25 protein-coding genes and 3 tRNA genes are annotated in these 26,922 nt (G+C 39.4%); 15 read left to right on the top strand and 13 right to left on the bottom strand.

Annotated elements, in window-relative coordinates:
- Positions 1-2 precede the first annotated feature (2 nt).
- The 4 genes from ACLCDV_RS17295 to ACLCDV_RS17310 all read right to left on the bottom strand — a co-directional run bounded on the left by ACLCDV_RS17295 (position 3) and on the right by ACLCDV_RS17310 (position 1,069).
- Entirely contained in the window at positions 3-572 is a 570-nt protein-coding gene (locus tag ACLCDV_RS17295; RefSeq protein WP_046675448.1) for an adenylate kinase, read from the bottom strand.
- A gap of 74 nt (positions 573-646) precedes the next feature.
- Positions 647-720 (bottom strand) — tRNA-Arg (locus ACLCDV_RS17300).
- A 172-nt stretch (positions 721-892) separates the two neighbouring features.
- Positions 893-966, bottom strand: a tRNA-Arg gene (locus tag ACLCDV_RS17305).
- A gap of 29 nt (positions 967-995) precedes the next feature.
- A tRNA-Arg gene (locus ACLCDV_RS17310) sits at positions 996-1,069 on the bottom strand.
- A 187-nt stretch (positions 1,070-1,256) separates the two neighbouring features.
- Here ACLCDV_RS17310 and ACLCDV_RS17315 point away from each other — a divergent pair.
- Complete coding sequence (locus ACLCDV_RS17315) at positions 1,257-2,099, top strand: alpha/beta fold hydrolase (protein WP_411971750.1); 843 nt, start codon at positions 1,257-1,259, stop codon at positions 2,097-2,099.
- 95 nt (positions 2,100-2,194) lie between these two features.
- Here the strand turns inward: ACLCDV_RS17315 and ACLCDV_RS17320 are convergent, their stop codons facing one another.
- Positions 2,195-2,530 (bottom strand): DUF3276 family protein, encoded by a 336-nt coding sequence (locus ACLCDV_RS17320; protein ID WP_209574768.1) that lies wholly within the window; start codon positions 2,528-2,530, stop codon positions 2,195-2,197.
- Positions 2,531-2,796: 266 nt separating this feature from the next.
- Between ACLCDV_RS17320 and ACLCDV_RS17325 the strand changes: the two genes are divergently transcribed.
- From ACLCDV_RS17325 to ACLCDV_RS17350, 6 genes are all read left to right on the top strand, one after another.
- Entirely contained in the window at positions 2,797-3,672 is an 876-nt protein-coding gene (locus ACLCDV_RS17325; protein ID WP_336838614.1) for a LiaF transmembrane domain-containing protein, read from the top strand.
- A 3-nt stretch (positions 3,673-3,675) separates the two neighbouring features.
- Complete coding sequence (locus ACLCDV_RS17330; protein ID WP_075993407.1) at positions 3,676-4,722, top strand: sensor histidine kinase; 1,047 nt, start codon at positions 3,676-3,678, stop codon at positions 4,720-4,722.
- The gene (locus ACLCDV_RS17335) at positions 4,715-5,455 is read left to right on the top strand and encodes a LytR/AlgR family response regulator transcription factor (RefSeq protein ID WP_075993408.1); all 741 of its coding nucleotides are present in this window, start codon (positions 4,715-4,717) and stop codon (positions 5,453-5,455) included. Before ACLCDV_RS17330 ends, ACLCDV_RS17335 begins: the two co-directional genes overlap by 8 nt.
- Positions 5,456-5,486: 31 nt before the next feature.
- Entirely contained in the window at positions 5,487-6,917 is a 1,431-nt protein-coding gene (locus tag ACLCDV_RS17340) for a serine hydrolase domain-containing protein (RefSeq protein WP_411971751.1), read from the top strand.
- Positions 6,918-7,070: 153 nt separating this feature from the next.
- Positions 7,071-8,045 (top strand): 2-hydroxyacid dehydrogenase, encoded by a 975-nt coding sequence (locus ACLCDV_RS17345; RefSeq protein WP_411971752.1) that lies wholly within the window; start codon positions 7,071-7,073, stop codon positions 8,043-8,045.
- The gene (locus tag ACLCDV_RS17350; RefSeq protein WP_336838607.1) at positions 8,042-8,200 is read left to right on the top strand and encodes a hypothetical protein; all 159 of its coding nucleotides are present in this window, start codon (positions 8,042-8,044) and stop codon (positions 8,198-8,200) included. Before ACLCDV_RS17345 ends, ACLCDV_RS17350 begins: the two co-directional genes overlap by 4 nt.
- On the opposite strand, the gene ACLCDV_RS17355 is transcribed toward ACLCDV_RS17350, so the two are convergent.
- A complete protein-coding gene (locus tag ACLCDV_RS17355) occupies positions 8,197-9,054 on the bottom strand; it encodes a mechanosensitive ion channel family protein (protein ID WP_317665452.1) in 858 nt (285 codons plus the stop codon). The genes ACLCDV_RS17350 and ACLCDV_RS17355 overlap by 4 nt on opposite strands.
- A 143-nt stretch (positions 9,055-9,197) precedes the next feature.
- Here ACLCDV_RS17355 and ACLCDV_RS17360 point away from each other — a divergent pair, with 143 nt between their 5' ends.
- From ACLCDV_RS17360 to ACLCDV_RS17385, 6 genes are all read left to right on the top strand, one after another.
- On the top strand, positions 9,198-10,064 hold the full coding sequence (locus ACLCDV_RS17360; protein WP_201669205.1) for an AraC family transcriptional regulator: 867 nt from the start codon (positions 9,198-9,200) through the stop codon (positions 10,062-10,064).
- A 119-nt stretch (positions 10,065-10,183) separates the two neighbouring features.
- Complete coding sequence (locus tag ACLCDV_RS17365; protein ID WP_317665450.1) at positions 10,184-10,492, top strand: DUF983 domain-containing protein; 309 nt, start codon at positions 10,184-10,186, stop codon at positions 10,490-10,492.
- Between the two features lie 26 nt (positions 10,493-10,518).
- The gene (locus tag ACLCDV_RS17370) at positions 10,519-11,697 is read left to right on the top strand and encodes a cysteine desulfurase family protein (RefSeq protein WP_411971753.1); all 1,179 of its coding nucleotides are present in this window, start codon (positions 10,519-10,521) and stop codon (positions 11,695-11,697) included.
- 81 nt (positions 11,698-11,778) lie between these two features.
- A complete protein-coding gene (locus tag ACLCDV_RS17375) occupies positions 11,779-12,105 on the top strand; it encodes a HesB/IscA family protein (RefSeq protein ID WP_046675441.1) in 327 nt (108 codons plus the stop codon).
- A gap of 255 nt (positions 12,106-12,360) precedes the next feature.
- Positions 12,361-13,407 carry an aspartate--ammonia ligase gene (gene asnA, locus ACLCDV_RS17380; RefSeq protein WP_336838603.1) on the top strand — a complete coding sequence of 349 codons (1,047 nt, stop codon included), beginning with the start codon at positions 12,361-12,363 and terminating at the stop codon, positions 13,405-13,407.
- Positions 13,408-13,645: 238 nt separating this feature from the next.
- The gene (locus ACLCDV_RS17385) at positions 13,646-14,899 is read left to right on the top strand and encodes a DEAD/DEAH box helicase (protein WP_333574712.1); all 1,254 of its coding nucleotides are present in this window, start codon (positions 13,646-13,648) and stop codon (positions 14,897-14,899) included.
- Positions 14,900-15,413: 514 nt separating this feature from the next.
- Here ACLCDV_RS17385 and ACLCDV_RS17390 read toward each other — a convergent pair.
- The 4 genes from ACLCDV_RS17390 to ACLCDV_RS17405 form a co-directional block, all read right to left on the bottom strand.
- Positions 15,414-16,142, bottom strand: a complete 729-nt coding sequence (locus ACLCDV_RS17390; protein ID WP_336838599.1) for a menaquinone biosynthesis protein — start codon at positions 16,140-16,142, stop codon at positions 15,414-15,416.
- On the bottom strand, positions 16,135-16,761 hold the full coding sequence (locus tag ACLCDV_RS17395) for a histidine phosphatase family protein (protein ID WP_336838597.1): 627 nt from the start codon (positions 16,759-16,761) through the stop codon (positions 16,135-16,137). The genes ACLCDV_RS17390 and ACLCDV_RS17395 overlap by 8 nt, the downstream gene beginning before the upstream one ends.
- A 13-nt stretch (positions 16,762-16,774) precedes the next feature.
- Positions 16,775-17,974 carry an aminofutalosine synthase MqnE gene (gene mqnE, locus ACLCDV_RS17400; RefSeq protein WP_336838595.1) on the bottom strand — a complete coding sequence of 400 codons (1,200 nt, stop codon included), beginning with the start codon at positions 17,972-17,974 and terminating at the stop codon, positions 16,775-16,777.
- A gap of 103 nt (positions 17,975-18,077) precedes the next feature.
- Positions 18,078-19,901: an ABC transporter ATP-binding protein gene (locus ACLCDV_RS17405; protein ID WP_411971754.1), complete on the bottom strand. Its 1,824-nt coding sequence runs from the start codon at positions 19,899-19,901 to the stop codon at positions 18,078-18,080.
- A 265-nt stretch (positions 19,902-20,166) separates the two neighbouring features.
- On the opposite strand from ACLCDV_RS17405, the gene ACLCDV_RS17410 reads away from it, so the two are divergent.
- Together ACLCDV_RS17410 and ACLCDV_RS17415 are read left to right on the top strand one after the other, a co-directional pair.
- Positions 20,167-21,327, top strand: coding sequence for a pyridoxal phosphate-dependent aminotransferase (locus tag ACLCDV_RS17410; RefSeq protein ID WP_411971755.1), 1,161 nt, complete (start codon positions 20,167-20,169; stop codon positions 21,325-21,327).
- A gap of 131 nt (positions 21,328-21,458) precedes the next feature.
- Positions 21,459-22,298: a prephenate dehydrogenase gene (locus ACLCDV_RS17415; protein ID WP_286753742.1), complete on the top strand. Its 840-nt coding sequence runs from the start codon at positions 21,459-21,461 to the stop codon at positions 22,296-22,298.
- 56 nt (positions 22,299-22,354) lie between these two features.
- On the opposite strand, the gene ACLCDV_RS17420 is transcribed toward ACLCDV_RS17415, so the two are convergent.
- From ACLCDV_RS17420 to ACLCDV_RS17430, 3 genes are all read right to left on the bottom strand, one after another.
- A complete protein-coding gene (locus ACLCDV_RS17420; protein WP_333574711.1) occupies positions 22,355-23,500 on the bottom strand; it encodes a tetratricopeptide repeat protein in 1,146 nt (381 codons plus the stop codon).
- 124 nt (positions 23,501-23,624) lie between these two features.
- Complete coding sequence (locus ACLCDV_RS17425) at positions 23,625-24,008, bottom strand: hypothetical protein (RefSeq protein ID WP_088162243.1); 384 nt, start codon at positions 24,006-24,008, stop codon at positions 23,625-23,627.
- 102 nt (positions 24,009-24,110) lie between these two features.
- Positions 24,111-26,723, bottom strand: coding sequence for a TonB-dependent receptor (locus tag ACLCDV_RS17430; protein WP_411971756.1), 2,613 nt, complete (start codon positions 26,721-26,723; stop codon positions 24,111-24,113).
- Positions 26,724-26,922: the final 199 nt, after the last annotated feature.

Below are 26,922 nucleotides of genomic sequence, written 5' to 3' on the forward strand. Positions count from 1 at the left end.
AATTAATAATTATCGATGATATCTGTTAAACTTTTAAAGATAGAATCGATATCACCGATACCATTCACTTTAGAAAGTTTACCTTGTGCCTCATAATACGGCAACACATGAATCGTCTTCGTGAAATATTCATCAATACGCTTCACCAATTTATCCGCATCATCATCCGCACGACCAGAAATTTCCTTACGTTTAGCGATGCGTGCTTTCAATTCATCCTCATTCACATCCAGTGCGATTACGACCGAGATTGATGTATTGATACCTTCTAAAAAAGCATCCAATGCCTCAGCTTGAGCAACAGTACGAGGAAATCCATCAAAAATAAATCCTTTTGCATCCGGATTTTTCTTTACTTCCTCTTCCAGCATTGCTATCGTAATCGAATCTGGCACTAAATTTCCCTCAGCAATAATCTGGCTCACTTGTTGACCAAGTGGCGTTTGACCTTTAATATGTGCTCTAAAAATATCACCAGTTGAAACATGAACCAATTGATATTTTTCAATAAGCTTTGCAGATTGGGTTCCCTTACCTGCACCCGGAGGGCCAAATATTACAAGGTTTAGCATAGTTTTATTTAAGAAATTAAAACGAGTTAAAAAATAAAAGCCTAATCACAGATGATGACTAGGCTTTTCAGTTGTGCGCTCCAAGGGAGTCGAACCCCTAACCTTCTGATCCGTAGTCAGATGCTCTATCCAATTGAGCTAGGAGCGCAATAAACCATTACGTTTAGAACTCTGTCCCATGTGTTTTGGTGACGCAAATATAGTCAGAATTCGTTTTTTTACAAATTTTTTTTCAAAAAGAAGTTCCCTCCTTCCATCGACTGCCCTGCAATAATGCTTCTAAAAACAAAAAGCCAATCAAATTGACTGGCTTTTATTTGTGCACTCCAAGGGAGTCGAACCCCTAACCTTCTGATCCGTAGTCAGACGCTCTATCCAATTGAGCTAGGAATGCCTCTTTTAACAATACAAAAACTGTATTTGTGCGCACCAAGGGAGTCGAACCCCTAACCTTCTGATTCGTAGTCAGATGCTCTATCCAATTGAGCTAGGAGCGCTAGGCAACCAAAACAAATCCGTTATCCTTTTCCGTTTTGGTGATGCAAATATCGGTATATTTATCAATTTCACAAACATTTTTTCTCTTTTTTCAACTTTATACAACAACATTTCTTTTATCTCGTTGATAATATTATATTTAAAATATCAACTTTTTTTTTCAGACACGGACAAATATTAGTATTCATGAGCAAAAGAGAATTAAAACGCAGTAAAATCCGCATCGGAGACATCAGTATCTCCTACTACATTCGGCCAAGCACCGCTTACCCTTCTCCCAAAACCGTCCTATTTATCCATGGCTTTCCATTCAACAAAAATACATGGAAACAACAGCTCCTTCAACTCGACGAAGAATATACGGGCATCGCGATCGATGTTCGGGGACATGGACTGAGTACCAACGGACATGGTTTTTTCTCCGTTGATGTTTTTGCCAAAGATCTTGTGGAATTTATCCGTAAGCTCGACCTCAATCACGTCATCCTCTGTGGAATCTCCATGGGAGGCTACATAGCACTCCGGACTTATGAACTAATCGGACAACAGCTCAAAGGACTTGTCCTTTGTGACACCAATTCACTTGCCGACGACAATAAAGCTAAACAAAAGCGTTTTGATTCCATCCAGGCCTTGTTAAAGTACGGCAGAAGGCCATTTGCCATTGGGTTTATCGCCAATGTATTTCACGATAAAACAATCCGTGAAAACCCCGAGGCTGTTGAACTTATCAAAAGCTGTATCCGCAGAAATGAAGTCGCCAGCATTTGCGCAACACAACTTGCTCTTGCATCACGAACAGATACAACGCATTCGTTGAGAACAATCATTATTCCAACATTGGTCATAAAAGGTAAACACGACAAATTGATGAGCGTAGAACAAACCGATATCCTCATCGAGAATATACCGGATGTCCGCTATATGGAATTTGAAGAATCCGGACACTTGCCCAATTTGGAAGAACCCGAAAAATTTAATGCCGTGCTAAATGATTTTCTGCGCAGTATACCGCTTATATCCTCCTAGCACGACATTGCAGAACGAACCATTTTTCAGAAAGCAAAAAAGCCACTTTAGTGGCTTTTATTTCTTTTTTTCATTAAGATTCCGTTCTACAAATATTAGAACGAAAAATCGTCTTTTGAACGGGCACCCGCTTCTTCAGCGTATGCATCGTCAAAGTTAGGCTCATAACGTTTCTCGATTACTTCCTGATTGGACTTGATGTAATTCACCACATCTGTCAAACCTTCAGCGAACTTTTCAAAATCTTCTTTATATAAGAAAATCTTATGCTTAATAAACTGGCCATCCTCAAAGCGTTTCTTGCTTTCTGTGATAGTAATGTAGTAATCGTTCGATCGAGTTGCTTTTACATCAAAAAAATAAGTACGCTTACCTGCTCTCACCTTTTTTGAAAAAACTTCTTCACGTTCTTTGTTTTCAAAATCTCCCATTGGTTGTTATTTAAGTTTAAAGTAATCTTAATCTTTGATAAATATATAATAATTCATTTTAATACACCAAATAATATTAAAAAAAAAGACAATTACGCGTAAAAATGGCAGTCCCCTACGATTTATAACCAAGACAAAAATTAAACAACAAGATTTTTTACCGACGAAATCATTACATTTACCGAAAATATAAGTTGTATTACCTAAAGCAAATATGTAGAATATATTTGTGCCTCTATCTTTGAGTCATAAATAGTAAAAACATTATGGAAAAAGAACCCATCATACCAAACAGCAATAATAGCCGCAATATTGTAGGAGCGATTGTGATCATCGTAGGTATATTCTTATTATTGAATAACCTCAATTTAGGAAGCTGGTTTCCGGATTGGTTATTTGGCTGGCAAACGATATTAATCATCATTGGATTGGTCATCGGTATAAATTCCCAATTTCAGAAAAAATCGGCAATTATCTTGTTGATCATAGGTGGAGCAAGCCTGATCTCAAGAATGATGCGTACTGACTTTGGTTCGGTAACCGTTCCGATCATCATCATTTCGCTCGGTATTTACTTTATCATGAGCAAAAGGAAACCGCCGATGGTTCCCCCAACGTATCCTCATCCGCCACAAGGCTCTTACGACTGGGATAAGCGAGTCCATGAACCCACAGAAGTACCTATCGACAGTAGTCCCGCTGATCAGGAATCAAAACCTTTCAACGAACAATATGGATCAAGCCAACAAGCCTCGCCTAATCAGCAGGCTTTTGGCGACAAAGATCCTTTTCAACAGTCATTTGAAGATAACCTCAACTTGAACAGTATTTTTGCAGGTCAAAAGAAGGTAATCTATTCCAAAAATTTTAGAGGTGGCAACTTGACCAATGTATTTGGGAGTGTAGAACTAGATTTAACAAAAGCGGATATTCAACAACCCATTGTGATCGATACATTCCAATTGTTTGGTAGCGCACGTATTATCATTCCACCACATTGGACGGTGTTTAGCAACGTGGCATCGGTCTTAGGATCTGTTGATGACCGCCGCTTTCAAACAATTTATAATCCTGATACGGATAAGAAAATATACATTACAGGGACCTGTATTTTAGGCAATTTAACCATAAAAAATGCTTAATAGATGAAAAACAAACTGTTCCTCAGTGTTAAAAGTCGTTTAATTGGCATTATATGTATATCCGTATTTATCGGATATCTCGCGTTACAATATTTATTGATGCTTCGTTCTGGTTTCGACCAACAACTCGCATTCAAAGATTCATTTATAAACAGTGTGGTGATGATGTTTTGCTGTTATGGCATGTCATCAGCACTCAATTTCTATACCCCGCAACCCCGGGAGATTTGGAAGGTACTCATCATCGGATTAATCATGGGCGCAATAAGCATCGCATTAAGCCGATTTTTGATGAGTTACTTTATCGAATCGACCTTTACCCCATTGCTGGATTTAACCTTACCCTATCGGGGTATCGTTAACTTCCTCATTTTGACTTCTGTTGCCATTATCAATATCGTTTGGAATATTCAGGAAGACAACATCAACAATATCAAGCGGAAGCAGGAATCCGAAAATTTACTTCGGGAAGCCGAACTGTATAATTTAAGACAACAGTTACAGCCGCATTTCCTATTCAATAGCCTCAACTCCATTATAGCACTTATTGGCGCCAATCCGGATGAAGCCCGAAACATGACATTCCAGTTATCGGACTTTTTAAGAGGAACATTAAGAAAAGAAAACAATCAAATTATCACACTTGAAGAAGAGCTCGATCACCTTCAACTTTATCTTGATATTGAAAAAGTACGCTTTGGTCATCGACTAAATACATCCATCTCTTCCTCAGAAGAAATTTTCAACAATAAATTACCAGCCATGATTATTCAGCCACTGGTAGAAAATGCAATTAAACACGGATTATATAATGTAACGGATCAAGTAGAAATTAAAATAAAATGCCAGTCGAATGAAGGTCAATTAATGATCCAAATCACCAATCCATTCGATACTGAAGAGCAATCAAAACCGAAAAAAGGCACTGGATTTGGGCTTTCGAGCATTCAACGCCGATTGTACCTCCTCTATGGAAGAAATGATCTCCTTGAAACTCAGATTCAGGACAATATATTTATCAGTACCCTAAAAATACCTCAATATGATTAAAGTCGTTATTATCGATGATGAACCCTTGGCACGCTCCATTATTGCCGGTTACTTAAAAAATGAGGCCGATGTATCGGTCGTTGCCGAATGTGGCGATGGTTTTGAAGGCGTTAAGGCTATTCATACCCATGAACCTGATTTAATTTTTCTAGACGTACAAATGCCCAAATTAACGGGTTTTGAAATGCTGGAACTGATAGACAATCCACCAGCTGTCATCTTTACGACGGCTTTTGATGAGTACGCTTTAAAAGCTTTTGAGAAGAACGCATTGGATTACCTGTTAAAACCGGTATCACCTACGCGCTTCAAAAAAGCCTTGGAAAAATTTAGGGCTAACTTCTCAGCTCCGGAGAAAAAGGTACAGCCCAACTACGAAGTCCTTACAGCGCAAGACGAAACAAAAATTGACCGTATTGTTGTAAAAACAGGCACGCAGATCAAAATTATTCCAATTGATACCGTCAAATATCTTGAATCCTACGATGACTATGTTAAGATTCATACCAAAGATGGCATGTACCTCAAAAACAAAACCATGTCCTTTTTTGAAAAATCTTTGGATCCAAATCAATTTGTCCGCATCCACCGTTCTTTTATCATCAAAGTGGATCAGTTGGCTAAATTGGAACCTTATGAAAAAGACTCTTATATTGCTGCATTGACATCGGGCGAAAAGCTCAATATCAGTAAATCAGGCTATGCACGATTAAAACAATTGATTGGAATTTAAACATTCCGTAGATTTGTGCCCATCAATAGTTATGAAACATTTAATTACAATAGTATTGCTGGGCATCTCTTCTTACTCCTTTGCCCAAACGAATCCTGCGGAACAGATCAACAGAGGAGTTTACAATAAGCTGGAATTTTTTATCAATTCCCAGATGACAGACTCCGCCTATAATTTGGCCAGTGATTCTTTCAAACAGCAAATTAGCCTATCCAAATTCACGCAAGTACTCCAAGAGCTATACCCCTTAGGAAGAGTAAAAAGCTCAACGATACAAGAATTTGAAAAAGGGCTTGCAACCTATCAAATGGACTTCGACAGCAAATCATATGCGGTCCTTTTTGCAACGGATACTACCCTAAAATTCAATACATTAAAATTCACACCTTTAGCAGGAAAGCCTCAAGTGGAAAAAACTATTGTGGTACCTTCTACACAGAAATCTGTCGATAACGACGACCTTTTTGTCGATTCAGTTGCAAATACGTACCTGAAACAACAAAACACACAATCACTTGCCATTGGCATTTTAAAGAACGGACAAACCAAAACCTATTTCTATGGCGAGACGGCTAAAGGCAACCAAACTACACCAACAAAAACATCTATTTATGAAATCGGTTCGCTGAGCAAAGTTTTTACCGCTATACTTTTGTCAAATCTTGTCGAAGAAGGAACAGTCACGTTAGATCAACCTATTTCGTTATTTCTTCCTGACTCACTCAAAAAAAATGAAGCGCTTTCGAAAATAACATTTCAAATGTTGGCCAATCATACCTCTGGCTTCCCTCGACTTCCTGAGAATCTCGACAAAGTCAAAGGATTTAACGAAAACGACCCCTACAAAACATACGACAAAAAAGCACTTTATAATTACCTCGCAAGCTTTAAAAATAAAAAAAATCCAGGTGAAGAATATGAGTATAGCAACCTTGGTTACGCCGTATTAGGAGACATTATATGCAGTATCTATAAAAAAAGTTATGATCAGCTTGTAAAAGATATCATCTGTAAACCACTTGAAATGAGTAATACCTTTCAAGTATTAGACCCTAAGAGAAAAGATACTTTTAAAGTATATAACAAAGAAGGCCAAGAAGTAATTCCTTGGTCGTTTGACGCTTTCGGTCCCGCTGGTGGATTAAAATCGACTCTGGAGGATCTGCTTAAATTTGCGAATGCGCAATTTAAAATGCCGCAGACTCCATTGGAAAATGCGATGGCAAATACCCGGTTATTTACATTTTTTCTACCTCCAGACACAGACCTCGGACTCGCATGGCACATGAATTTGATTGACGACCTAACGGTTTATTGGCATAATGGCGGAACTGCTGGAAGTAGCTCCTATCTAGCCTTATCGCCCGACAAAAAAAGTGGCGTAGTCATCTTGTCCAATTCAGCCGTCTCTGCCGATGACAAGGGTAAAGCTATTTTGGATTACCTACTCCGTAAAAAGTAAAGTTCAAAAAACAAGGAATAATGAGCCATATTGAAACAACAATGTGGCTTTTTTTGTTGTAATAGCGATGAGTGATCATTAATTTTGAAGATAGGACAAAACAAATGGATTCAGAGGAATCAACCAACAACAAGCTAAACAGTATCTATTTACATGAAGATATTTATCACTAAAAAAATTCCACAAAAAGGCATAGATCTATTAAAATCTGCTGGGCACGACCTTACGATTCACGATTCAAGTACCCCCCTATCCGAAACGGAGCTTATCAAAGCTAGCCAACAGGCCGACTACGTCCTTAACGGTGGGATGCAAAAGTTTGATGCTAATTTTTTCCAAAACTGCCCCAACCTGAAAGCCCTATCCCTCATGAGCGTCGGCTATGACAATGTGGATATCTCAGCCGCTACACAGCATGGAATACCCGTAAGCAATACACCGGGCATCCTTTCAGGAGCAACAGCAGACGTTGCTTTCCTCTTGATGCTATCGGTATCGCGGAAAGCATTTTTCAACCACAAAAGAATTTTGCAGGGCGAATGGAAAGGTTTTGATCCTACGGCAAACCTAGGTATCGAGCTCAATAACAAAACACTGGGCATTTATGGACTGGGACGAATTGGCTTTGAATTCGCCAGAAAAGCCAAAGCAGCGTATAACATGGAAATTATCTATTACAATCGGAGCCGTAATGAGGAAGCAGAACAAATTCTTGGCGCACGATATGTTAATTTCGACGATCTGCTCACGCGGAGCGATGTACTTTCAATCCATGCAGCTTTGACTGCGGAGACTAAAAACCGGTTTGACAAAAATACGTTTACGCGCATGAAAAACTCCGCTATATTAGTGAATACGGCTAGGGGCGGATTGGTCAATGAATTGGATCTAACAGAAGCCCTACAGACTGGCCAATTATGGGGAGCCGGGCTTGATGTAACAGACCCGGAGCCGATGGATCCAAAAAACCCACTCTTAACGATGGAAAATGTTTGTATCCTGCCACACATCGGCTCTGCCACCGTAGAAACAAGGGATAATATGGCATTGATGGCCGCCAGCAACTTACTTGCAGCAATCAAAGGCGAAAAAATGCCCCAAATTATCAATAAAGAAGTATATCCATGAAACGAAAATTTTTTCAGCTTTTAAATAGCTTAAATAAAGCCATCTTACCAAAATACGGTAAGATGGATCCGTTAAAATTAAAAAAGTACCAGCAGGCTATCATTGCCTACAGGTACTTTGTCCTTATACATGCATTGGAAACGGATCAGGACTAAGCTTTTGCAGTTCCTTGGTCACTTGAATTTGAAACAATGCTAATCTGCGTCGGATTGGAAGATAAACTAATATCGTTCCTTTCCAGCTCCAACATAATCTTTTCTTGCATCGAGTTTCGCGCAGCGACATAGTGCTCTCTTTTCGTCCAGGCACGAACGGTCAAAACCATGGCACTGTCGCCCAATTCTTTGATGAAAACAGTTGGCTCCGGACTTGTCAACACATTCTCATTCGAACGGAGCACTCTTAATATGATATCTTTCGCTTCTTTCACGTTTTTATCATAAGAGATACTGATGGTATATTCAAACATCCGTTGCACAATTTTCGTGTAATTTTTGATAACCGAATTAGCTAAGGGTCCATTAGGGCTAAAAACACGTACCCCATCATCACCTATTAACGTAGAATACAAGATATCAATCCGTTCTACCGTACCTGCAGTACCATTTGCACTCGATATGGAATCCCCAACTTCAAAAGGCCTAAACATCAATATGAGCACTCCACCAGCAAAATTGCTCAAGCTGCCCTGAAGTGCCATACCGACAGCCAATCCAAAAGCAGACAACGCTGCGATAAACGAGGTTGTCTGAATCCCAATCTGGCTGGCTACAGTAAGAAGCAACATCACCCACATGACAATCTTGACGATGCTAGAGATAAAAGCCCGGATCGACGGATCCACATTTTTCTTTTCAAAACGTTTATGTAATAATCGGTCCACAAAACCAATGACATATTTACCGAGAATTAATAGGATAATTCCCCCAATAATCCCCGGTATTGATTCAATCACAATGTCGGTTAATCGCCCAAATCTCGTTCCTAGGCTATTCAAATTACTTTCCATTTATCAATATATTTTAAAATTTTACAAACAAGGATTGTTCCAACATCACGAACAAAACACCAAAACATCAAAATCATTGAAAAATACCACAAAACAACAAATAAACACCACTTATAAAAGAATATTTACCCTAATTTTGTAATATGATTAGAAAAAACACCATACCTATCATTGATAGTTGTAGTATTGATCTCAACAATAACACAACGATTCACATTGATGATCTGAAAGAATATATCATCAAGCATCAGGATATGGTATTCCCCCATAAGCATAATTTTTTTCATTTCGTCCTTTTCACCAAAGGGTCGGGTGAGCATATCATTGATTTTAATCATTATAAGATAGCGCCTTATCAGATCTATTTTATGGTGCCAGGCCAGGTGCATACCTGGAATTTTGTAGGGGATGAAGCAGGTTATGTCGTCAATTTTTCCATTGATTACTTCCAATCCTTTCTTTTACGCGCCGACTACCTGGAGCGCTTTAGCTTTCTACAGGGCAAAATTGAACATCTGATATTCGTGTTGGCTGAACAGTATCGTTACCAGGCGACTGCTATTCTCGACCAAATCTTATCCGCCAAAGCCGAGCGATTATCGGAAGACTATATCCGTACACTTTTACTGCAATTTATATTATATATTTCAATTGCTACAGAGAAGGAACATCTCGAAAGAGGCAATCCTTACAATCATAAAATATTCAACAGCTTTCAGCAATTGGTTGAACAGCAGTTTAAATCGACCAAGCTGCCCAGCATTTATGCGGATCAGCTATTTATCACGCCCAATCATCTCAACGCGATCTGTAAGTCTTATATTGGACAGTCTGCGGGAGAAATTATCCGGAACCGCATTGTCCTTGAAGCAAAGCGGCTCCTGGTCAATAGAAATTTAAACATTACCGAAATTGCAGATGAGCTGCAATTTAAGGACAACTCATACTTTACTAAATTTTTCAAAAAATCCGCTGGGCTCACACCTGAAGAGTTCAGAAAACAACTATAACTATGGAAGAGGTTAAATACGAATTATCTGAATTTAAAGCTGCATGGCAAGCAAAATGTCCAAGATGTAGAATCGGCCATGTGTACCAAGGGCCTGCATACGGTCTGAAAGTTCAAAAAATGAACAGCCACTGTGATTACTGCGGCCTACGCTATGAGCGTGAACCGGGCTATTTCTATGGCGCGATGTACGTAACCTATGCTTTCTCTATTGCTGAAATGGTTACTGCTTGCATGGCAACCTATATTCTGACAGGAAACGATTCTTCTTTTATACTCTATGCAACAGTTGCCATCATGAGCGTTGTGTTGATGTCACCCTTCAACTATCGCTACTCGCGTATCGTACTGATGTATTGGCTAACGCCGGGCTTGAGATATGATCCAAATGTCAAAAAAAAGGAAGTTGATGTGAAGGCTTCAGCATAACCTTCATTATCCTTATCTTTATCCTGATGAAGGATATCATTTATTTGGACAATAATGCCACTACGCGGATTTTGGATGAAGTATGGAACGAGATAACGCCCTACTTCATCCAAAACTATGCGAACGCATCGAGTGTCTATCACCAAATGGGACGCGAAGCCAATGCTGCCATCCAACTTGCTAGAGGAAAAATAGCTGAAGTGTTGAATTGCTCACCGAAAGAACTATTTTTCAATTCAGGTGCAACGGAAAGTATTAATACCGTAATCTGTGGCATATTTGACAAATACCAGTCTAAGGGGAATCATATTATCACCGTTTCAACAGAACACAAAGCCGTATTAAGTTGCTGCGAACAGTTAGCCAAGCAGGGGGCCGAAATCACCTACCTGCCAGTCGACGCACAAGGGATGATTGCCATCGATGATTTAAAGAATGCAATCACAGCCCAGACAATACTGGTCTGTATCATGGCGGCCAACAATGAAACAGGTGTGCTATCTGCTATCGCACAAATAGCCAATATCTGTACCGAAAAAGACGTCTTATTTTTTTGTGATGCGACACAGGCCATTGGAAAAATCGACATTGATCTACAAAAATTAAATATCGACATACTCTGCTTAAGTGCTCACAAACTTCATGGCCCAAAAGGAGTCGGCGCACTCTACATCCGAAGAAAATCGAAACCGATTCAAATTACTCCTCTCCTTATCGGCGGTGGTCAGGAAAGCGGATTTAGAGGCGGCACATACAATGTGCCAGCTATCGTCGGCTTTGGAAAAGCCATGTCTCTGATTAAACCAGCAGTTTATAATACGGTCGAACGAAACCGCAATCTATTGGAAGAAATTTTAAGTGAGATTCCTGAAATCATCATTCATGGAAAAAATGCACCCCGCCTACCAAACACCAGTTACATTAGTTTTAAACATATCCTGGCCAGCGAAATAATGACTACCTGTCCCACATTGGCCCTTTCCTCGGGCTCGGCCTGTGTGACCGGTTCCAGAGAACCTTCCCATGTTTTAATGGCTATGGGTATTTCCAAAGAAGATGCATTATCGGCCATTCGCTTTAGCTTAAGCATATTTACGACGCAAGAGGATATTATACAATGTGCCCAATTGATCACAGCAGCGGTTCACAAAATCCGCGATCAATCCCCCATCTGGCAACTTTTCAAAGCTGGCCTGATCGATTAATTTATGACATTCTAAAAACTTTATAGGAGACGAAATATAACAAGATTGTATGTATCTTTGTGTCATACAAAGGATATTACTATGATTACAGTTACTGACAAAGCAAAAACTCGTATCGAGGAAATCATGAAGGATGAGCAATATGACAGCAATTACTTTGTGCGTGTTGCTGTGGAAAGTGGCGGTTGTTCGGGCTTGAGTTATAAGCTGAACTTCGATAACGAAGAAAAAAAAGGTGATCAATTTTTCGAAGATAAAGGCGTGAAAGTCTGTTTGGATATCAAATCATTTTTATACCTGGCAGGTACAGAATTGGATTATTCCGATGGTTTGAACGGAAAAGGTTTTGAATTCCACAACCCGAATGCGAGCCGGACCTGTGCATGTGGCGAAAGCTTCTCCGTTTAATCAATCAATCGATCCACCATAAACAAAAGAGCCCTGAAATATTTCAGGGCTCTTTTGGTAAGTAACCAAACACTTTTGGTTGCACCAACAAATTATTAGTTTTATAATTAAATATTGACCTACCTTCATTTTGTTAGAATTTTTTTATTTTTTCAACTTTTTAATGGATAAATATTAAAAATCACAACCAAACAGATTAACCAGTGATATTTTCATACTTTTGTATGAAATAACTGAATAAAAAATAAAAAAACTATGCGTATCAATCCGCGCATGGTATTTCATTTGACTCATATGGAGGGAAGAAAACTTTTAAGTACCGAAGTTGCTATCAGCTTCGTTAAAGATACATTTGTCCAACAACTAAAGAAAGCATTAAATTTAATTCCGATCTCATCACCATTGGTGGTTTTAGACGGCACAGGATTAAACGATGACTTAAATGGAATTGAGCGTCCGGTATCATTTCCGATTAAATCATTGAATGAAAAAAGAGCTGTCGTGGTACATTCATTGGCAAAATGGAAAAGAGTCCGTTTAAAAGAGCTTGAAATGTTACCTGGGGAAGGCATCGTGACAGACATGAAAGCACTGCGTCCTGATGAAGATTACACCCCTATCCATTCGATCTATGTAGACCAATGGGATTGGGAAAAAGTTATCGATAAAGATCAACGTAATTTGGCCTTGCTGAAAGAAACCGTATTAAAAATTTACGATGCGTTACGATTTACAGAACAACAGGTTGAAAGCAAGTATCCACAGGTAAAAGCGATTCTTCCAGAAACCATTACATTCATTTCGGCTGAAGAACTACTGCAAAAATATCCTAATCTAAGTGCAAAGGAACGTGAAAATACAATCACAAAAGAATATGGAGCTGTGTTTTTATATGGTATCGGAGGGGCACTTAGCAATGGTGTTGCACACGATGGACGCGCAGCGGACTACGACGACTGGAGTACCGCAAATGAAGCAGGCCACAAAGGATTGAACGGCGATATTCTCGTATGGAACCCGATCTTAAATTCAGCGTTTGAACTTTCTTCCATGGGAATTCGTGTCGACAAAACAGCCTTGGCACATCAAATGGAAATCAGAAATTGTACTGAAAAATCCAAACTGACTTTCCATAGCATGCTTCTTAATGATCAATTACCAGAATCTATGGGCGGTGGGATCGGACAATCACGTGTCTGTATGTTTATGCTCAAGAAACAACATATTGGAGAAGTCCAAGTCAGTATCTGGGAAGAGGACAAAAAAGAAACGCTAAGACAAGAAGGTATTGATATCTTATAAAACAATACTTATTAAGAATTAATAACACGGCAACTATACCGCGTTTTCCAGTATATCGATACAAATCAACGCAAGGTAATCATCTTTTATAGACCGATTACCTTTGTTTTTTTAGGTATAAAATGCCTAAAAAATTTTCATTCTAGTTTGTTCCTTTCAAGATAGCGGTATTTTGTATTTTTGTCAAATGCAGCTAGAAGCTATTTTAAATAAATTAGGCATTTCATCCTTAAATGAGATGCAAGAAAAAGTAGTGGAATCATATCAAAAAGACCATGATTTCATCTTACTTTCACCCACAGGATCTGGCAAAACCTTGGCCTTTTCATTGCTCATTTTAGCGCAATTGAAGGAAATCGTTCGGGAGGTTCAAGTACTGATTTTAGTGCCGACCCGCGAACTTGCCTTACAGATAGAGCAAGTGCTACGCAAGGTGGCCACAGGTCAGAAAGTCACCTGTGCCTATGGTGGTCATAGTACCCGTATCGAAAAAAATGAATTTAAGGATGCTCCCGCAATTATTATAGGAACTCCAGGACGTATAAAACAACATATCGAAGAAGGAAATTTTGATCCGACCAGTATCCACACCCTTGTGTTAGACGAATTTGATAAATCGTTGGAACTGGGATTTCAGCATCAAATGGATTTCATTATTCGACATATACCGGCCATCAGATCACGGATATTGACTTCTGCAACGATGATGGATGCAATCCCACCATTTACACAGATAAAGGAGCCTATCCTTGTTGATTTTCTGAATAACTCACAGAACATACCCCGCATTACAATAAAAAAGGTCGTTGCCCCTGTTCAAAAGAAATTGGAGGCATTGCTAAAACTCATCTGCAAGATTGGGACGAAAAAAATGATTATTTTCTGTAATCATCGCGATGCAGTAGATCACATCAGCGAATTGCTGGACAATCGCAATATTATTCACGACACATTTCATGGCGGACTTGAACAGCAAGATCGTGAGCTGGCGCTTCTCAAATTCCGTAATCATTCCAACAATGTTTTGATCACGACCGATTTGGCTGCAAGAGGGCTGGATATCCCCGAAGTCGATGCCATTATTCATTACCAGCTACCGCATAAAGAAGATGGCTTTATTCATCGCAATGGACGTACTGCGCGTATGCAGGCAAAGGGTGATGTCTATGTCATCTTAAAGCCTGAAGAAGCCTATCCCTATATAGCGGAAGAAATACCGGAAGAGGAATTTCCCGAATACTATGATCTTCCGGAAAATTCACCTTTCGCCACACTTTATATCAGTGCTGGACGAAAAGATAAAGTCAATAAAATTGACATCGTAGGTTTTCTCCTGCATTTGGAAGGTGTTGAAAAAGACGACATCGGTATAATAGAAGTGAAAGATAAGGTAGCTTATGTTGCCGTTAAAAGAAAGCTTGCTTCCATTATTATCAATAAGGCTAGTGGGCAAAAAATAAAAGGACGTAAAGTAAAAATTGGACGTACCTAGTTCTTTACACGCCAAGAGATCCTTCTTACCTATTTCGCTGGCGAAGGTCAGATCCATCATCAGACTGTGATTCCAATACATAAGGAGACCTGCGTTGTCGTTTAAATAAGTTGATATAAAAAACCACTCTATGAGTGGTTTTTTATATAGGAACCTGATTAACTCTTGGTTAATATCATGTTTGACTTTAACAGGGGTATTACAGGGGGTTAGCAGGGGTATAACAGGGGGTTAACAGGGGTATACCCCTATTAACCCCTTGTTAATACCTTGTTAAAAGGGTACTATCACCCTTTTAATTCCAAACATGGTGTAATCGGAGTTATACGCCTTACCGAAGTCGTTATAAACAAAAGCAAGAAATAAAGGGAATTTATCGGGGGGTAGTGCACCCGGGGAATCAATTGTCAGGTAAGCCTTACACGGCATTGTGAGGGCTTACCTGGCAATTCTATAAAAGATCTTGACGGAATGTGTATGTGCCCTGGTCCCTGTTCAGGTCAAGCGCCCCAGGTTAATCCAGTTCTTTTAAATACCGGAGATACAACTGCACAGCTTCGCGTTTCTTATCTGTCAAATGGAAATTAAGATGCTGCGTCAGATATTTGGTATAATCAAAGCCCTCAAATTCTGGGAGACCGGCTATCACATCGGTTGCATGTTCAACGCCATAGGCTAAAGCTTCATTAAATTGCTCCACAAAAGAGTCGGGAAGTTTTTTGTTACTGACCCATAAGGCAAAAGCGAAAGGTAATCCGGTGAAGTTAAACCACTCTTCCCCCAAATCATAAACATAGGGTACTGCATTCTTCTTACCGAAAGTACGATCCCCAATTAAAACATAGGCATCTGGCTCTATAGATTCATCAGTGACCAATGCTACATCCTTTTTCCAATAATTTTTAATCAATACACGTGCTAAACCATTTGACGTGCGCGATTGCTTATCCAAACGTAAAGTTTTTACCTCATCAATAGGCTTATTGGCAAAAATAAAGACAGAATCAACAGCACCTTCTGTGCCGATACAAAAATCGGTATTAATATAATACTCGGGCAAACTTAATAAGGCAGCTGTCGGTATAATACCGATATCAGCTTGATCATCGATTACTTTCTGTGCACATGCGCTTGGATAATCAACGCTCAAGTCGATTTGCTCCATCACTTTCGATTTACGTATTCCATTCAAAAATGGATAAGTATTGGTATACGATACGGCAGAAACTCTAATTTTATTCATTTATCAATGCTTCTAAGTGTGCGGTATTGTAATAGTCCACAATCTCAAATTGACCATTATCATACAGCAATTTATATAAAGCAGTATTTGTATGCGGGAAATCATCCATATAACGGGCATCGACACCTGTCATTAGACAAAGCATAATCCGTAAAGCACGACCGTGCATACAGACTAATATGTTTTTTTCATCTGCCTGAGCAAGCATATGATCCAAGGCGACTTGTTGACGAGCCATCAATTCATAAGGAGACTCTCCGTTTTCAATACTGACATCCAATTCTCCATTGCGCCATGCTGCGACCAATTTTTCAAAACCAGTTAGCAATTCTGGTGTTTGTTCTTTTCCTTCATAAACTCCCCAGCTTATTTCATCCAAACCAACAAGCTGTTCCCAAGGTAAATCCAAATCAAGAAATCCCTGTACAGTTTGATGCGTACGCAATAAAGTGGAGGTATATATCTTATCAAAAGGCACTGTCTTATAGTGATCAAAGAAAGCCTGAGCTTGAGCTATGCCCATCTTATTGAGCGGGGAATTAACACCCCGTCCCTGCACAATACCTTTTAAATTTAGATCAGTCTGTCCGTGTCGTATAAAATAAAATGTCTTTTTCAACGTGCAATATGAGTTATGAATTGACAACAGGTAATGCATAATAGCTTTTCTTTTGATCACCTTGATCAAAAACAAAATCATTATAATCGGTCACCACATTGTAGAGGGTATCTCTTTCGATCGGATGGCGTCCAACATTTTTTATCAGCTCGACAACCTCTTGTGTGGTCATCCCCGGCTTTTGCTCTTCTGCTCCGGCCATGCTGTATATTTTTGTCGTATCATCCAGTGTACCGTCGATATCATCGACCCCAAAAGCTAAGGACAACTGGGCTGTATCTCTCGAGATCATCGCCCAATAGGCTTTGATGTGGTCAAAATTATCCATATAAATTCGAGCGATCGCATAATTTCTTAAGTCTTCGATCACGGATACCTCGGGAATATGGGACATTTGATTCTCTTTATTTCTAAATTTCAAAGGAATAAAGGTCTGAAAACCGCCAGTCTTATCCTGCAGCTGCCTCAAGCGTTCCATATGATCCACACGATGCCAAAACTGCTCAATATGACCGTACAGCATGGTTGCATTGGTATGCATTCCCAGCTTATGCGCTTGCTCATGAATATCCAACCATTGTTCGGCGGTACATTTATCATGTGCAATCTGTTCTCTCACTTCTGGATGAAAAATTTCTGCTCCCCCTCCTGGCATCGAATCCAACCCGCAGGATTGCAAATATTTCAGGCCATCGTAATGGCTCAATTTTGCCTTCTTAAAAATATAGTAATACTCTACAGGTGTAAGTCCTTTAATATGCAACTCGGGACGATGTGCCTTACATTTGCGAAAGAAATCGGCATAAAATTCGAGGTTTTGTTTAGGAACAACCCCGCCCGTGATATGAACCTCAGTAACAGGCTCATTGTCATATTTTTTGACAATATCCATCATGCCGTCAACTTCCATCTCCCAACCTTCTTCCCGTTCTTTTATTAAGCGGGAATACGAACAGAACTTACAGTCATAGACACAAACATTCGTCGGCTCAATGTGAAAATTACGATTGAAAAAAGTATGATCTCCATGGCGTTTCTCCCGAATATAGTTAGCCAGCACACCAAGATAACCTAACTCACCTTTTTCATATAAAAGCACTCCTTCCTCAAAAGTGATACGCTCCTCTCGCAAAACTTTCTCCGCTATATCTCTCAACTCGACAGCTAAATTCTTATCGTTAATCAAGAAATTCAATTTATCTATTGCGTTCATTAAATGTATCTCCTATCTTAAATCAAATGTACCGAAAAGGCAACAAAAGTTATAATAAAAAATGTGATAACAACTAATTTGACAAACCTCTTAGAAAAGAAAGCTAATCTGTAAATTGCTGCATCTCGATTAATTTCCGATATAATCCTTCGCGTTGTATCAGCTCACTATGGCTGCCCGCTTCTACAATTTTTCCAGCCTCAATAACCACAATTTTATCGGCATTCTGGATGGTACTTAAGCGGTGGGCAATGACAACTGTTGTTCTGTTGTCCATTAATTTGTATAAGGAATCCTGTACCAATTTCTCCGATTCGGTATCTAGCGCAGACGTCGCCTCATCAAGAAGCATAATCGGTGGATTTTTTAAGACAGCCCGTGCGATACAGATCCGCTGGCGTTGTCCACCCGATAATTTACCGCCCCGATCACCAATGTTGGTCTGATAGCCATGTTCTGTTTTCAAAATAAATTCATGTGCATTGGCAATTCGTGCAGCGGCTTCTACCTCTTCCTGGCTGGCAGAAAGATTAGCAAAAGCGATATTATTGAAGATCGTATCATTAAACAAAATGGACTCCTGATTGACGACACCAATCATGTTCCGTAAAGAATCTTGGTTAAAATCCCGTAAATCAGTACCATCAAACAAAATTTGCCCTCCAGTGACGTCCATAAAGCGCGGAATCAAATCAACCAACGTTGATTTCCCTCCACCTGAGGGCCCTACCAATGCAACGACCTGCCCTTTTTCTATCGTTAAATCGATGTTCTGGAGAATCTCTTTATCTTTGGTATACGAAAAATTAACCTGATTAAATACAATACTCTTCTCAAAGCTTTTCACAAGCTTCGCGTCGGCGCGATCTTTCACTTCCGTCTTTTCATCGATCAGCTCCAGCACCCGTTCGCCCGCAGCCAGACCATTGTGTATACCACTAAACGAATCTGTTAACGCTTTAGCAGGGCGCATCACCTGTGAAAAAATAGCGATATAGGCGATAAATTCCGGCGCAGTTAACCCTTTATCTCCTGAAAGCACCAAATGACCACCATATAAAAGAATAATTGCGACCATAATGACACCCAGCAGCTCAGAAACAGGCGAGCTTAACTGTTGTCTTTTAGCCATAGCACGGCCGATATTCGCATAACGTTCGTTCTCATTATGAAATCTGTTCTTAATAAAGGAGACCGCATTGAAAGCTTTGATAATTTTAATCCCAGACAATGCTTCGTCCAAATAAGAAATCATATTTCCATACGACTCCTGTGCGGCATGCGCCTGACTTTTGAGATTCTTAACGATTCTTGCAATAAAAAATCCAGATATAGGAATAACCAGGAGGGAGAAAAAAGTCAATTTTGGAGAAATATTAAACAGCATCACGATATACGCGATCAGTTGCAAAGGCTCCTTAAAAATCACCTGTAACGTTCCGGTAACAGAATATTGCACAACCTGCACATCGGATGCTACTTTAGAAACAATATCACCTTTTCGTTGTCCCGTAAAATAGCCAACATGCAGATCCATCACATTATCAAACACTGCTCTACGCAATTTAAGCAGGGTATGAATCCGGAAATTCTCCATAATGCGCTGACAGAAATAACGAAATAAATTGCTGATAAAAACAGAGATTACAATTACAATACAGACGTATTTCAATGCACCATAGGCTCCAAATTGATTGTTGGCAACACTGGCGTAGTAATTAAACCAGGCGAGAATGTCTGTATAAGCCTCAGGTTTTACGACCGCAGTGGTCTCTTTACCTGCATTAAAAAGTGTATGGAGTAATGGAGCAAGTAATGCTAAATTCAAAGTGCTAAATATAACCGTGATCAGCGTGCAAATTACATAGGGGATTGCAAATTTCTCAATGGGTTTAGCAAACGATAAGAGCCTAAAATATGTTTTCATTTATTTTGAACTAAGACAAATTACCTTTATACGAAAAGTCATTCGTCGGTCTCTCCTCTACCTTTCAGATTTTTGACGAGGAAATTGAACAAAAATAACAAATTAATCAAGAAAAGCACATATCCTGGTAAGGGACTATAAAATTGTTGCATCTCAAGAACAAAGCATTCAGCTAGTTCAGCTTGAAAAATCGATAAAAAAATCTCCTTTTAATAGATAATTCCCTAATTTAGCCTTATTCAAATACCAAATTTATTAAAATAAAATGCAAATAGACGTTGCCAAAAGATTGCAGCACACTGAAGAATATTATTTCTCCAAAAAATTGAGAGAAATAGATGAGTTGAACAAACAGGGTGCGCGTGTAATCAACCTAGGAATTGGAAGTCCGGATTTGCCCCCACACCCGGAGGTGATCGAGACATTAAATACGAATGCCCAACTTCCAAATGTGCATGGCTATCAAAATTATAAAGGCGCCCCCGCCCTACGACAAGCCGTTGCAGATTGGTATCAACGTTATTATAACGCGACTTTTAATCCCAATACAGAAATATTACCCTTGATAGGGTCAAAAGAGGGTATTGTGCACATCTGTATGACCTATCTTCAGGAAGGAGACCAAGCGCTTATACCCAATCCTGGCTACCCAGCTTATGCGGCTGCAGTGAGATTGAGTGGTGCTGAAGCGATTACCTATAATCTTACACAAGAGAAAAATTGGCTTATCGATCTAAATGAGCTCAAAAAACAAGACTTGTCAAAGGTTAAACTGATGTGGATAAACTATCCTCATATGCCAACAGGTGCCTCGGCACCCGATGCATTTTATCAAGAGCTGATTCAGTTTGCCAAAGCGCATAATATCCTGATTTGCCACGATAATCCGTATAGCTTTATTTTGACAGATACGCCAAGAAGCATTATGAGTATCCCTGGCGCGAAAGATGTGGCCATCGAATTGAATTCGTTAAGCAAGTCTTCCAATATGGCAGGATGGCGAATTGGTGTGCTCGTGGGTGCCGAAGAACGTATAAACCAAGTCCTCCGTTTCAAAAGCAACATGGACTCAGGTATGTTTTTACCTGTTCAGCTGGCTGCGGCAAAAGCCTTACAACTTGATGCCTCCTGGTATGCTGATCTGAACAAAATTTACGCTGAAAGACGTCAACAGGTGTATGAAATTATGGATTTACTGGACTGTTCTTATCAAAAGGACCAAGTAGGTCTGTTTGTATGGGCACGCATCCCTGAAAAATATAAGGATGGTTATGCGCTGAGCGATGCTGTTTTGGACAAATCACGGGTATTTATTACACCGGGTGGAATTTTCGGAGACAAAGGTGATCAATATATACGCATCAGTCTCTGTGCCACAGTAGAGGTACTCAAAGAATCAATCCAGCGCATTAAAGATAATTTCTAAGACATTCGATGTCGGGGCAGTTTAACTGCCTTGAAATTATCGATAGAATAATTGATCGACAAACAAACAGGGTATAAAGCGTTCGGTGTATAACATTTGAACAAAAATACGCTTAATATAATTGTTTACATATGAACATTGCCATTGTAGGCGTAGGCTTGATCGGCGGCTCCGTTGCCATTCGCCTAAAAGAAACAAAATTCTGCGACAAAATTATCGGTGTAGATAAGAGTCAAAAGAACTTAGATAAAGCGATGCACATCGGCTTCATTGACGAAACAGCAAGCTTAGAAGATGCGATTAAGAGCTGTAAAGTATTGGTGCTCACAATTCCTGTCGATGCCATTTTACATGTTGTTCCTCAAATCTTGGATTTGGTTACAGATCAGGTCGTCATTGACATGGGATCGACAAAAACAAATATTCTCAACAAAATCAAGGATCACCCTAACCGAGGGCGTTACGTGGCAGCCCATCCCATGGCCGGAACAGAGTATTCGGGGCCTGAAGCTGCAATAGCAGGCTTATTCAAAGGCAAGATGATGGTATATGTCGAAGCGTTTAAAACTGATGAGGATGCTTTCGAGATCGCTGATGCCATCACCGACCAACTGGAGATGCGCAGCTGTTTTATGAATGCGGACGAACATGATGTACATACGGCTTATGTATCACACATCTCTCACCTGACCTCTTTCGCCCTCGCCTTAACGGTATTGGAAAAAGAGAAATCTCAGGGACGTATCTTTGAGCTGGCAGGATCGGGATTTGAATCTACAGTACGTCTTGCCAAAAGTTCGCCCGATATGTGGACACCTATTTTCAAGCAAAATCGCGAAAATGTACTCGAAGTACTCGAAGAACATATCAAGCAGCTTCAATCCCTGCACGATTCTATTGCCACGGAGGATTATGACAAATTACACAAACTTATTACCCGTTCCAATAAGATAAAAAGGATTATTAAGTAAAGGGTGCTCTAGTTAGAGCAGCAGGTATAAAAAGTCCACCTTTTGGTGGACTTTTTTTATTCATCTTCCAATTCATTGAATTTATCCAGATCGGCTTTTGCTCCAATAGGATCACCCAATTTTTCACGAATTGCTGCGCGATATGAATACAAATCAGAATAATATGGATTCAAATCGATCGCTTTCGAGTAATCTGCTAAAGCACCGGAAAGATCCTCCAACTTTTCATTTAAATCGGCCCGCAATGAATACACATAAAAATCTTCCGGATTGAGCGTAACAAGGCGGTCAAAATCCAATAATGCTTCCTTAAAATTTCCCAACCGCTCAAACAAAGACGCCCTTTCTTCGTATACGATCGATGAATCACGATCTATTTCCTCCGCTTTAGCATAGTCTTCCAGCGCACTTTGGTATTTCCGATAGGATTCAAACACTTTAGCACGAAATATATAGGCGGCAGAACGATCCTCATCAAGAGCAATGGCCTGATTGAAATCAGATAATGCCAACTCAAAACAGGTCAATTTCAGGTACAAACTTCCTCTAAAAACAAACAGGTTGCTATCCTTGTTCTCAGACTCCGCAATAGCAGAAGAATAAAGACCGATTGCCTTTAGATAACTATAGCAATGAACATATTCAAGGCCCAATGAATTTATTTCGTCAGTATTCAGCTGCTTTGGCTTCGACTCCAGCTCCTGAATAACCAAATTGTCGGCCTCAAAGTAAGTGAGTTCAGCTTGATTTTCTGCCCATTCCAATACGCTATGGTAATTAAAATCCAGTCGCTTGGCAATCTGATAATCATAGAAAGCACCTTCGTCTTCATCGATAAGTCGATACACTAAACAACGGCTCGCATAAAAAAACGGTTCCTCTTTATACTGTTCGATTGCACGAGTAAAAGTTGCTATCGCTTGGTCATAGGCCGCTATTTTAAAATAATAAAGCCCCAGATAACTATAGGCAAGCGCATGATCAGTCAAAGCAATCGCCTGCTCAAGTAAAGCGACAGGATTGCCATCACCACCGATTCCGACATTAAATCCCTCCAATGTAGATTTAAGCGCACTCTGTTGGACGGTATCTAACCAATCAGCGGAAAAAGATAAACCCGCTTCCGGAAAAAATGATGAAATAGGTAAAAAAGAAAACTTAGCAAGAAGTACGGGTACCGGCAGTGTAAAATCTGAATCCACAAAAGTATTGTTTTGTAGAATGACAGCTAGATTTGAAAACATATGCTTCATACCCAAAACTAAGCTAAATTTTATTACAAAAGAAATCTAACAGGAGATCAAGTATGGTATTCGGCAATTCTTATCAACTAATTTCACCAGTCAGGTATAAGTATTTATAGCGGACAATATCCCTCGAATTTGTAAATTTGATTAATTTTTCCTTTTTGAAAACATAATTGGAGACCTTCTCTTCCATCAAACGTAGGAATTCAACAAATTCGGCAAAAAAGTCTTGACGTTCTCCTGGTGTAAACTGGCTGTTTTTTACAATCCAAAAGAATTGCTCTTCATTTACATGGAAAGATACCTCATTTTTCTTTTCTTTTCGAAAAATAAAGATTGGGTCATTTTCTTGGTTAATAAATAGAGCAAAGCCTGTATTTCCACCATCCAAATTAACAACAAAAGCAGAAAAATGGACAGTACCGATCTGTAAATTTTCCAGACAAATTAATTTATGCAACATCAGGTTGACAATTAGATCACCTAAAATTATTAAGTTTTTATTAAAAAACAAAAAAAGGCCCACAAAATAATTGTGGGCCTTTTGTATTCGACATAAATCTTATTAGAATGTAAATTTCACAGATGCATTCCAGGTTCTACCCTGTCCGATCAACACAAAATTGGACGTATCAATACCATTCCAAGTGTTGTTCACATCCGTCACCAAGTTACTCGAAGTAGCTTCCGAAATATAGAACTTATTCAACACATTGTTCATGTTGACACGGAAACTCATACTGTTCTTGTCACTTACCATTACGTTATATGAAAGACCGGCATCCAACAGATTAAAAGACAGCAATTTCATATAACGTCCATACGTTTGACCATCTATGACTTCTCTACGATAATTCGACGCATACAAACGCTCATAGTATCTGTAGTTTGCGTCAACAGACAAACCTTTAAACACTTTATATTTAGCCCCAAATCCATAAGAAGTTTGTGCTGCGTTACCAACATGTTCACCAGTTAAGTTAACCTGAGAACGTCCCAATTCGACGCGGTTATCGTTACGTACGACCGAGTTTACTGCACCATCGTATTTCCAGTCACCTATCGATAAAAATCCTGTTAGGCTTAATTTTTCGATTGGACGGGCTTCAAAATCAACTTCTACGCCTCTATGCACCTGTTTTACACCGTAATTTGTTGTATATAAATAGGCACCTTCGACCAAAATACCAGGATCATTTGTTGGATTGTATTTTTTCACATCATCTGCCGTCGCTAAACTCGAACTACCCGTAACACGGTTTTCCCAGGTTGTGCGGTAAACATTCACATTCACATCCAAGAATCGAGAAGCAAATTTATAACCAGCCTCTAAACCAAGGATTTTTTCATTTTCAGCATTTTCATTAATATCATTTGCAAAATTCATGAAAATATTGTTTTGATAAGGCTGACGGGAATAGTACCCCGCATTACCAAAAATGCTATGATGTCCCAATGTGTAACTTACACCACCCTTCGTATTGTAGCCAAAATTGTTTACGTCTTTAGAATCCTCATTACCTGGCGTGTATTGAAAATAATCAGAACGTTTGTTTTGTTGTTCGGAAACCGATCCTTGGAAAAACGCTGTAAAGCCATTTTTCGCATATTCCAATTGACCGAACAGACCTCCGTAACGGATGTATTGATTGTAATCCCAAGCTAAACGATCTTCACGCGAATCAGGTTTGCTTGAGAAAGCTTTCCAAGGGTTCGTTGAGTATGTATTGGTAACCAATGGCTTATTAGGGAAATTAACATTACCGCCTAATACGACACCATTTGTATTTCCAAGTGGATCTGTCAATTTACGATAGTGTGTACCTTTATAATCCCTTACATCAAAACCGACATTGAAATTCAAGGATTCTGAAAGTTTACGATTATAGTTGGAAACTATCCCAAACCATTGGTGATTGTTCACATCAGCAGCTAAATATTTGCCTGTATTGTATTTATCGCTTCGCAAAGATTGGCCCCCACCTGCTGCTAAAGAAGCATACACAACAGTAGACAAAGATGATTTATCATCGATCGTCCAGTCCCAGTTTAAGTTGGCTACTGGCTTATGATAAAAGTTCTTTTGTGCATTCATCATCACGCCATTTGCATCCTTATAATTATCGTTATAACGTCGTCCATTAGCAAGATAGTTCGACAATTTTGAGGTATATCCTTGGTTATGCCATTGTGGAGCACCCGTTACCATGAAGTTCAGGTTGTGTTTTTCGTTGGCTTTATATCCAACAGACAAGAAATAACTTTGTCCGGCACCTTCGGTATGGTCCATATAACCGTTACCTGACCACTGTGTAAACATTGCCGAAACAGCAAAACCATTTTTCATCAGACCGGTATTGTAACCCACTGTTGCCTTCATAAACATATCGTTACCAACAGTGGTACGAATAAAACCACCCTCTTTCATTGCAGTGGATTGTGTCACGTAATTTACGGTTCCGCCGACAGATGAAATCGCTAATTTAGATGATCCCAAACCACGTTGAATCTGCACCAAAGAGGCAATATCTGTAAGTCCCGACCAATTTGACCAATATACACTTCCATTGTCCATACCATTGATAGGCTGACCGTTCAACAAAAATGCTGTATTGGACTGATCAAAACCGCGTGTTGTCATGGAAGACTCCCCAAAACCTTTTGCCTGACCGGTGATATAAACCGAAGGAGTGTTAGCTAATGCGGAAGTAATATCCTGTGCTCCTACCCGTTCCTCTAAATCCTGCTTACGGATCGTCGAAACCGCAATCGGTGTCTTTCTTCCCGCAGCAATATCGATAACCCCATGACCGACAACAACAACCTCATCCAAATTTGTTGAAGATCCACCCGTAAAAGTCGGATTGATAGTCAACGATTCCCCCGATTTCAATAGGATGTTTTCAAAAATAACTGGTTTTTCCCCGATATAAGTTACCTCTACTTTGTAGGGACCTCCTTCTTGAAGATTTGAAATTTGAAATTTTCCTTGGGCATCGGCTGAGCCACTTACAACTTGTCCACTTGGGATGTGGGTAATTTTAATGGTTGCTCCTTTAACCGTTTGTCCAGTAGCTTCTTTGACAACTCCTGAAACCGAACCAGTATTTGCTGTTTGACCTTGAACGGCACCATAACTAGCAAAAACAAGGGCAAAAAAAAGTAAAGACTTTTTCATGTTAGATGTGATTGTTTTGTTTTTGTGCCGCAAAATTAGGAATTGATTGCCTTTTTAACTAATTTTAACACTACCAATATGATGCAGTATCTTCATATAGAAAGAATAAATTTTAATCTTCTACATAAAAACGGCAAATTTCAACAAAAAGAGGCAATAAAAACATTGCATACATAAAATAAACGCAACAAATCCATCC

Origin of the sequence: Sphingobacterium sp. Lzh-3 (assembly GCF_046764375.1) — a bacterium.
In the GTDB taxonomy this organism is placed as follows: domain Bacteria; phylum Bacteroidota; class Bacteroidia; order Sphingobacteriales; family Sphingobacteriaceae; genus Sphingobacterium.

Excerpts from the sequence above, each read along its gene's own strand:
- ACLCDV_RS17295 (WP_046675448.1), bottom strand. The coding sequence starts at position 572 with ATGCTAAACCTTGTAATATTTGGCCCTCCGGGTGCAGGTAAGGGAACC.
- ACLCDV_RS17315 (WP_411971750.1), top strand. The coding sequence starts at position 1,257 with ATGAGCAAAAGAGAATTAAAACGCAGTAAAATCCGCATCGGAGACATC.
- ACLCDV_RS17320 (WP_209574768.1), bottom strand. The coding sequence starts at position 2,530 with ATGGGAGATTTTGAAAACAAAGAACGTGAAGAAGTTTTTTCAAAAAAG.
- ACLCDV_RS17325 (WP_336838614.1), top strand. The coding sequence starts at position 2,797 with ATGGAAAAAGAACCCATCATACCAAACAGCAATAATAGCCGCAATATT.
- ACLCDV_RS17330 (WP_075993407.1), top strand. The coding sequence starts at position 3,676 with ATGAAAAACAAACTGTTCCTCAGTGTTAAAAGTCGTTTAATTGGCATT.
- ACLCDV_RS17335 (WP_075993408.1), top strand. The coding sequence starts at position 4,715 with ATGATTAAAGTCGTTATTATCGATGATGAACCCTTGGCACGCTCCATT.
- ACLCDV_RS17340 (WP_411971751.1), top strand. The coding sequence starts at position 5,487 with ATGAAACATTTAATTACAATAGTATTGCTGGGCATCTCTTCTTACTCC.
- ACLCDV_RS17345 (WP_411971752.1), top strand. The coding sequence starts at position 7,071 with ATGAAGATATTTATCACTAAAAAAATTCCACAAAAAGGCATAGATCTA.
- ACLCDV_RS17350 (WP_336838607.1), top strand. The coding sequence starts at position 8,042 with ATGAAACGAAAATTTTTTCAGCTTTTAAATAGCTTAAATAAAGCCATC.
- ACLCDV_RS17355 (WP_317665452.1), bottom strand. The coding sequence starts at position 9,054 with ATGGAAAGTAATTTGAATAGCCTAGGAACGAGATTTGGGCGATTAACC.
- ACLCDV_RS17360 (WP_201669205.1), top strand. The coding sequence starts at position 9,198 with ATGATTAGAAAAAACACCATACCTATCATTGATAGTTGTAGTATTGAT.
- ACLCDV_RS17365 (WP_317665450.1), top strand. The coding sequence starts at position 10,184 with ATGAACAGCCACTGTGATTACTGCGGCCTACGCTATGAGCGTGAACCG.
- ACLCDV_RS17370 (WP_411971753.1), top strand. The coding sequence starts at position 10,519 with ATGAAGGATATCATTTATTTGGACAATAATGCCACTACGCGGATTTTG.
- ACLCDV_RS17375 (WP_046675441.1), top strand. The coding sequence starts at position 11,779 with ATGATTACAGTTACTGACAAAGCAAAAACTCGTATCGAGGAAATCATG.
- asnA (WP_336838603.1), top strand. The coding sequence starts at position 12,361 with ATGCGTATCAATCCGCGCATGGTATTTCATTTGACTCATATGGAGGGA.
- ACLCDV_RS17385 (WP_333574712.1), top strand. The coding sequence starts at position 13,646 with ATGCAAGAAAAAGTAGTGGAATCATATCAAAAAGACCATGATTTCATC.
- ACLCDV_RS17390 (WP_336838599.1), bottom strand. The coding sequence starts at position 16,142 with ATGAATAAAATTAGAGTTTCTGCCGTATCGTATACCAATACTTATCCA.
- mqnE (WP_336838595.1), bottom strand. The coding sequence starts at position 17,974 with ATGAACGCAATAGATAAATTGAATTTCTTGATTAACGATAAGAATTTA.
- ACLCDV_RS17405 (WP_411971754.1), bottom strand. The coding sequence starts at position 19,901 with ATGAAAACATATTTTAGGCTCTTATCGTTTGCTAAACCCATTGAGAAA.
- ACLCDV_RS17410 (WP_411971755.1), top strand. The coding sequence starts at position 20,167 with ATGCAAATAGACGTTGCCAAAAGATTGCAGCACACTGAAGAATATTAT.
- ACLCDV_RS17415 (WP_286753742.1), top strand. The coding sequence starts at position 21,459 with ATGAACATTGCCATTGTAGGCGTAGGCTTGATCGGCGGCTCCGTTGCC.
- ACLCDV_RS17425 (WP_088162243.1), bottom strand. The coding sequence starts at position 24,008 with ATGTTGCATAAATTAATTTGTCTGGAAAATTTACAGATCGGTACTGTC.
- ACLCDV_RS17430 (WP_411971756.1), bottom strand. The coding sequence starts at position 26,723 with ATGAAAAAGTCTTTACTTTTTTTTGCCCTTGTTTTTGCTAGTTATGGT.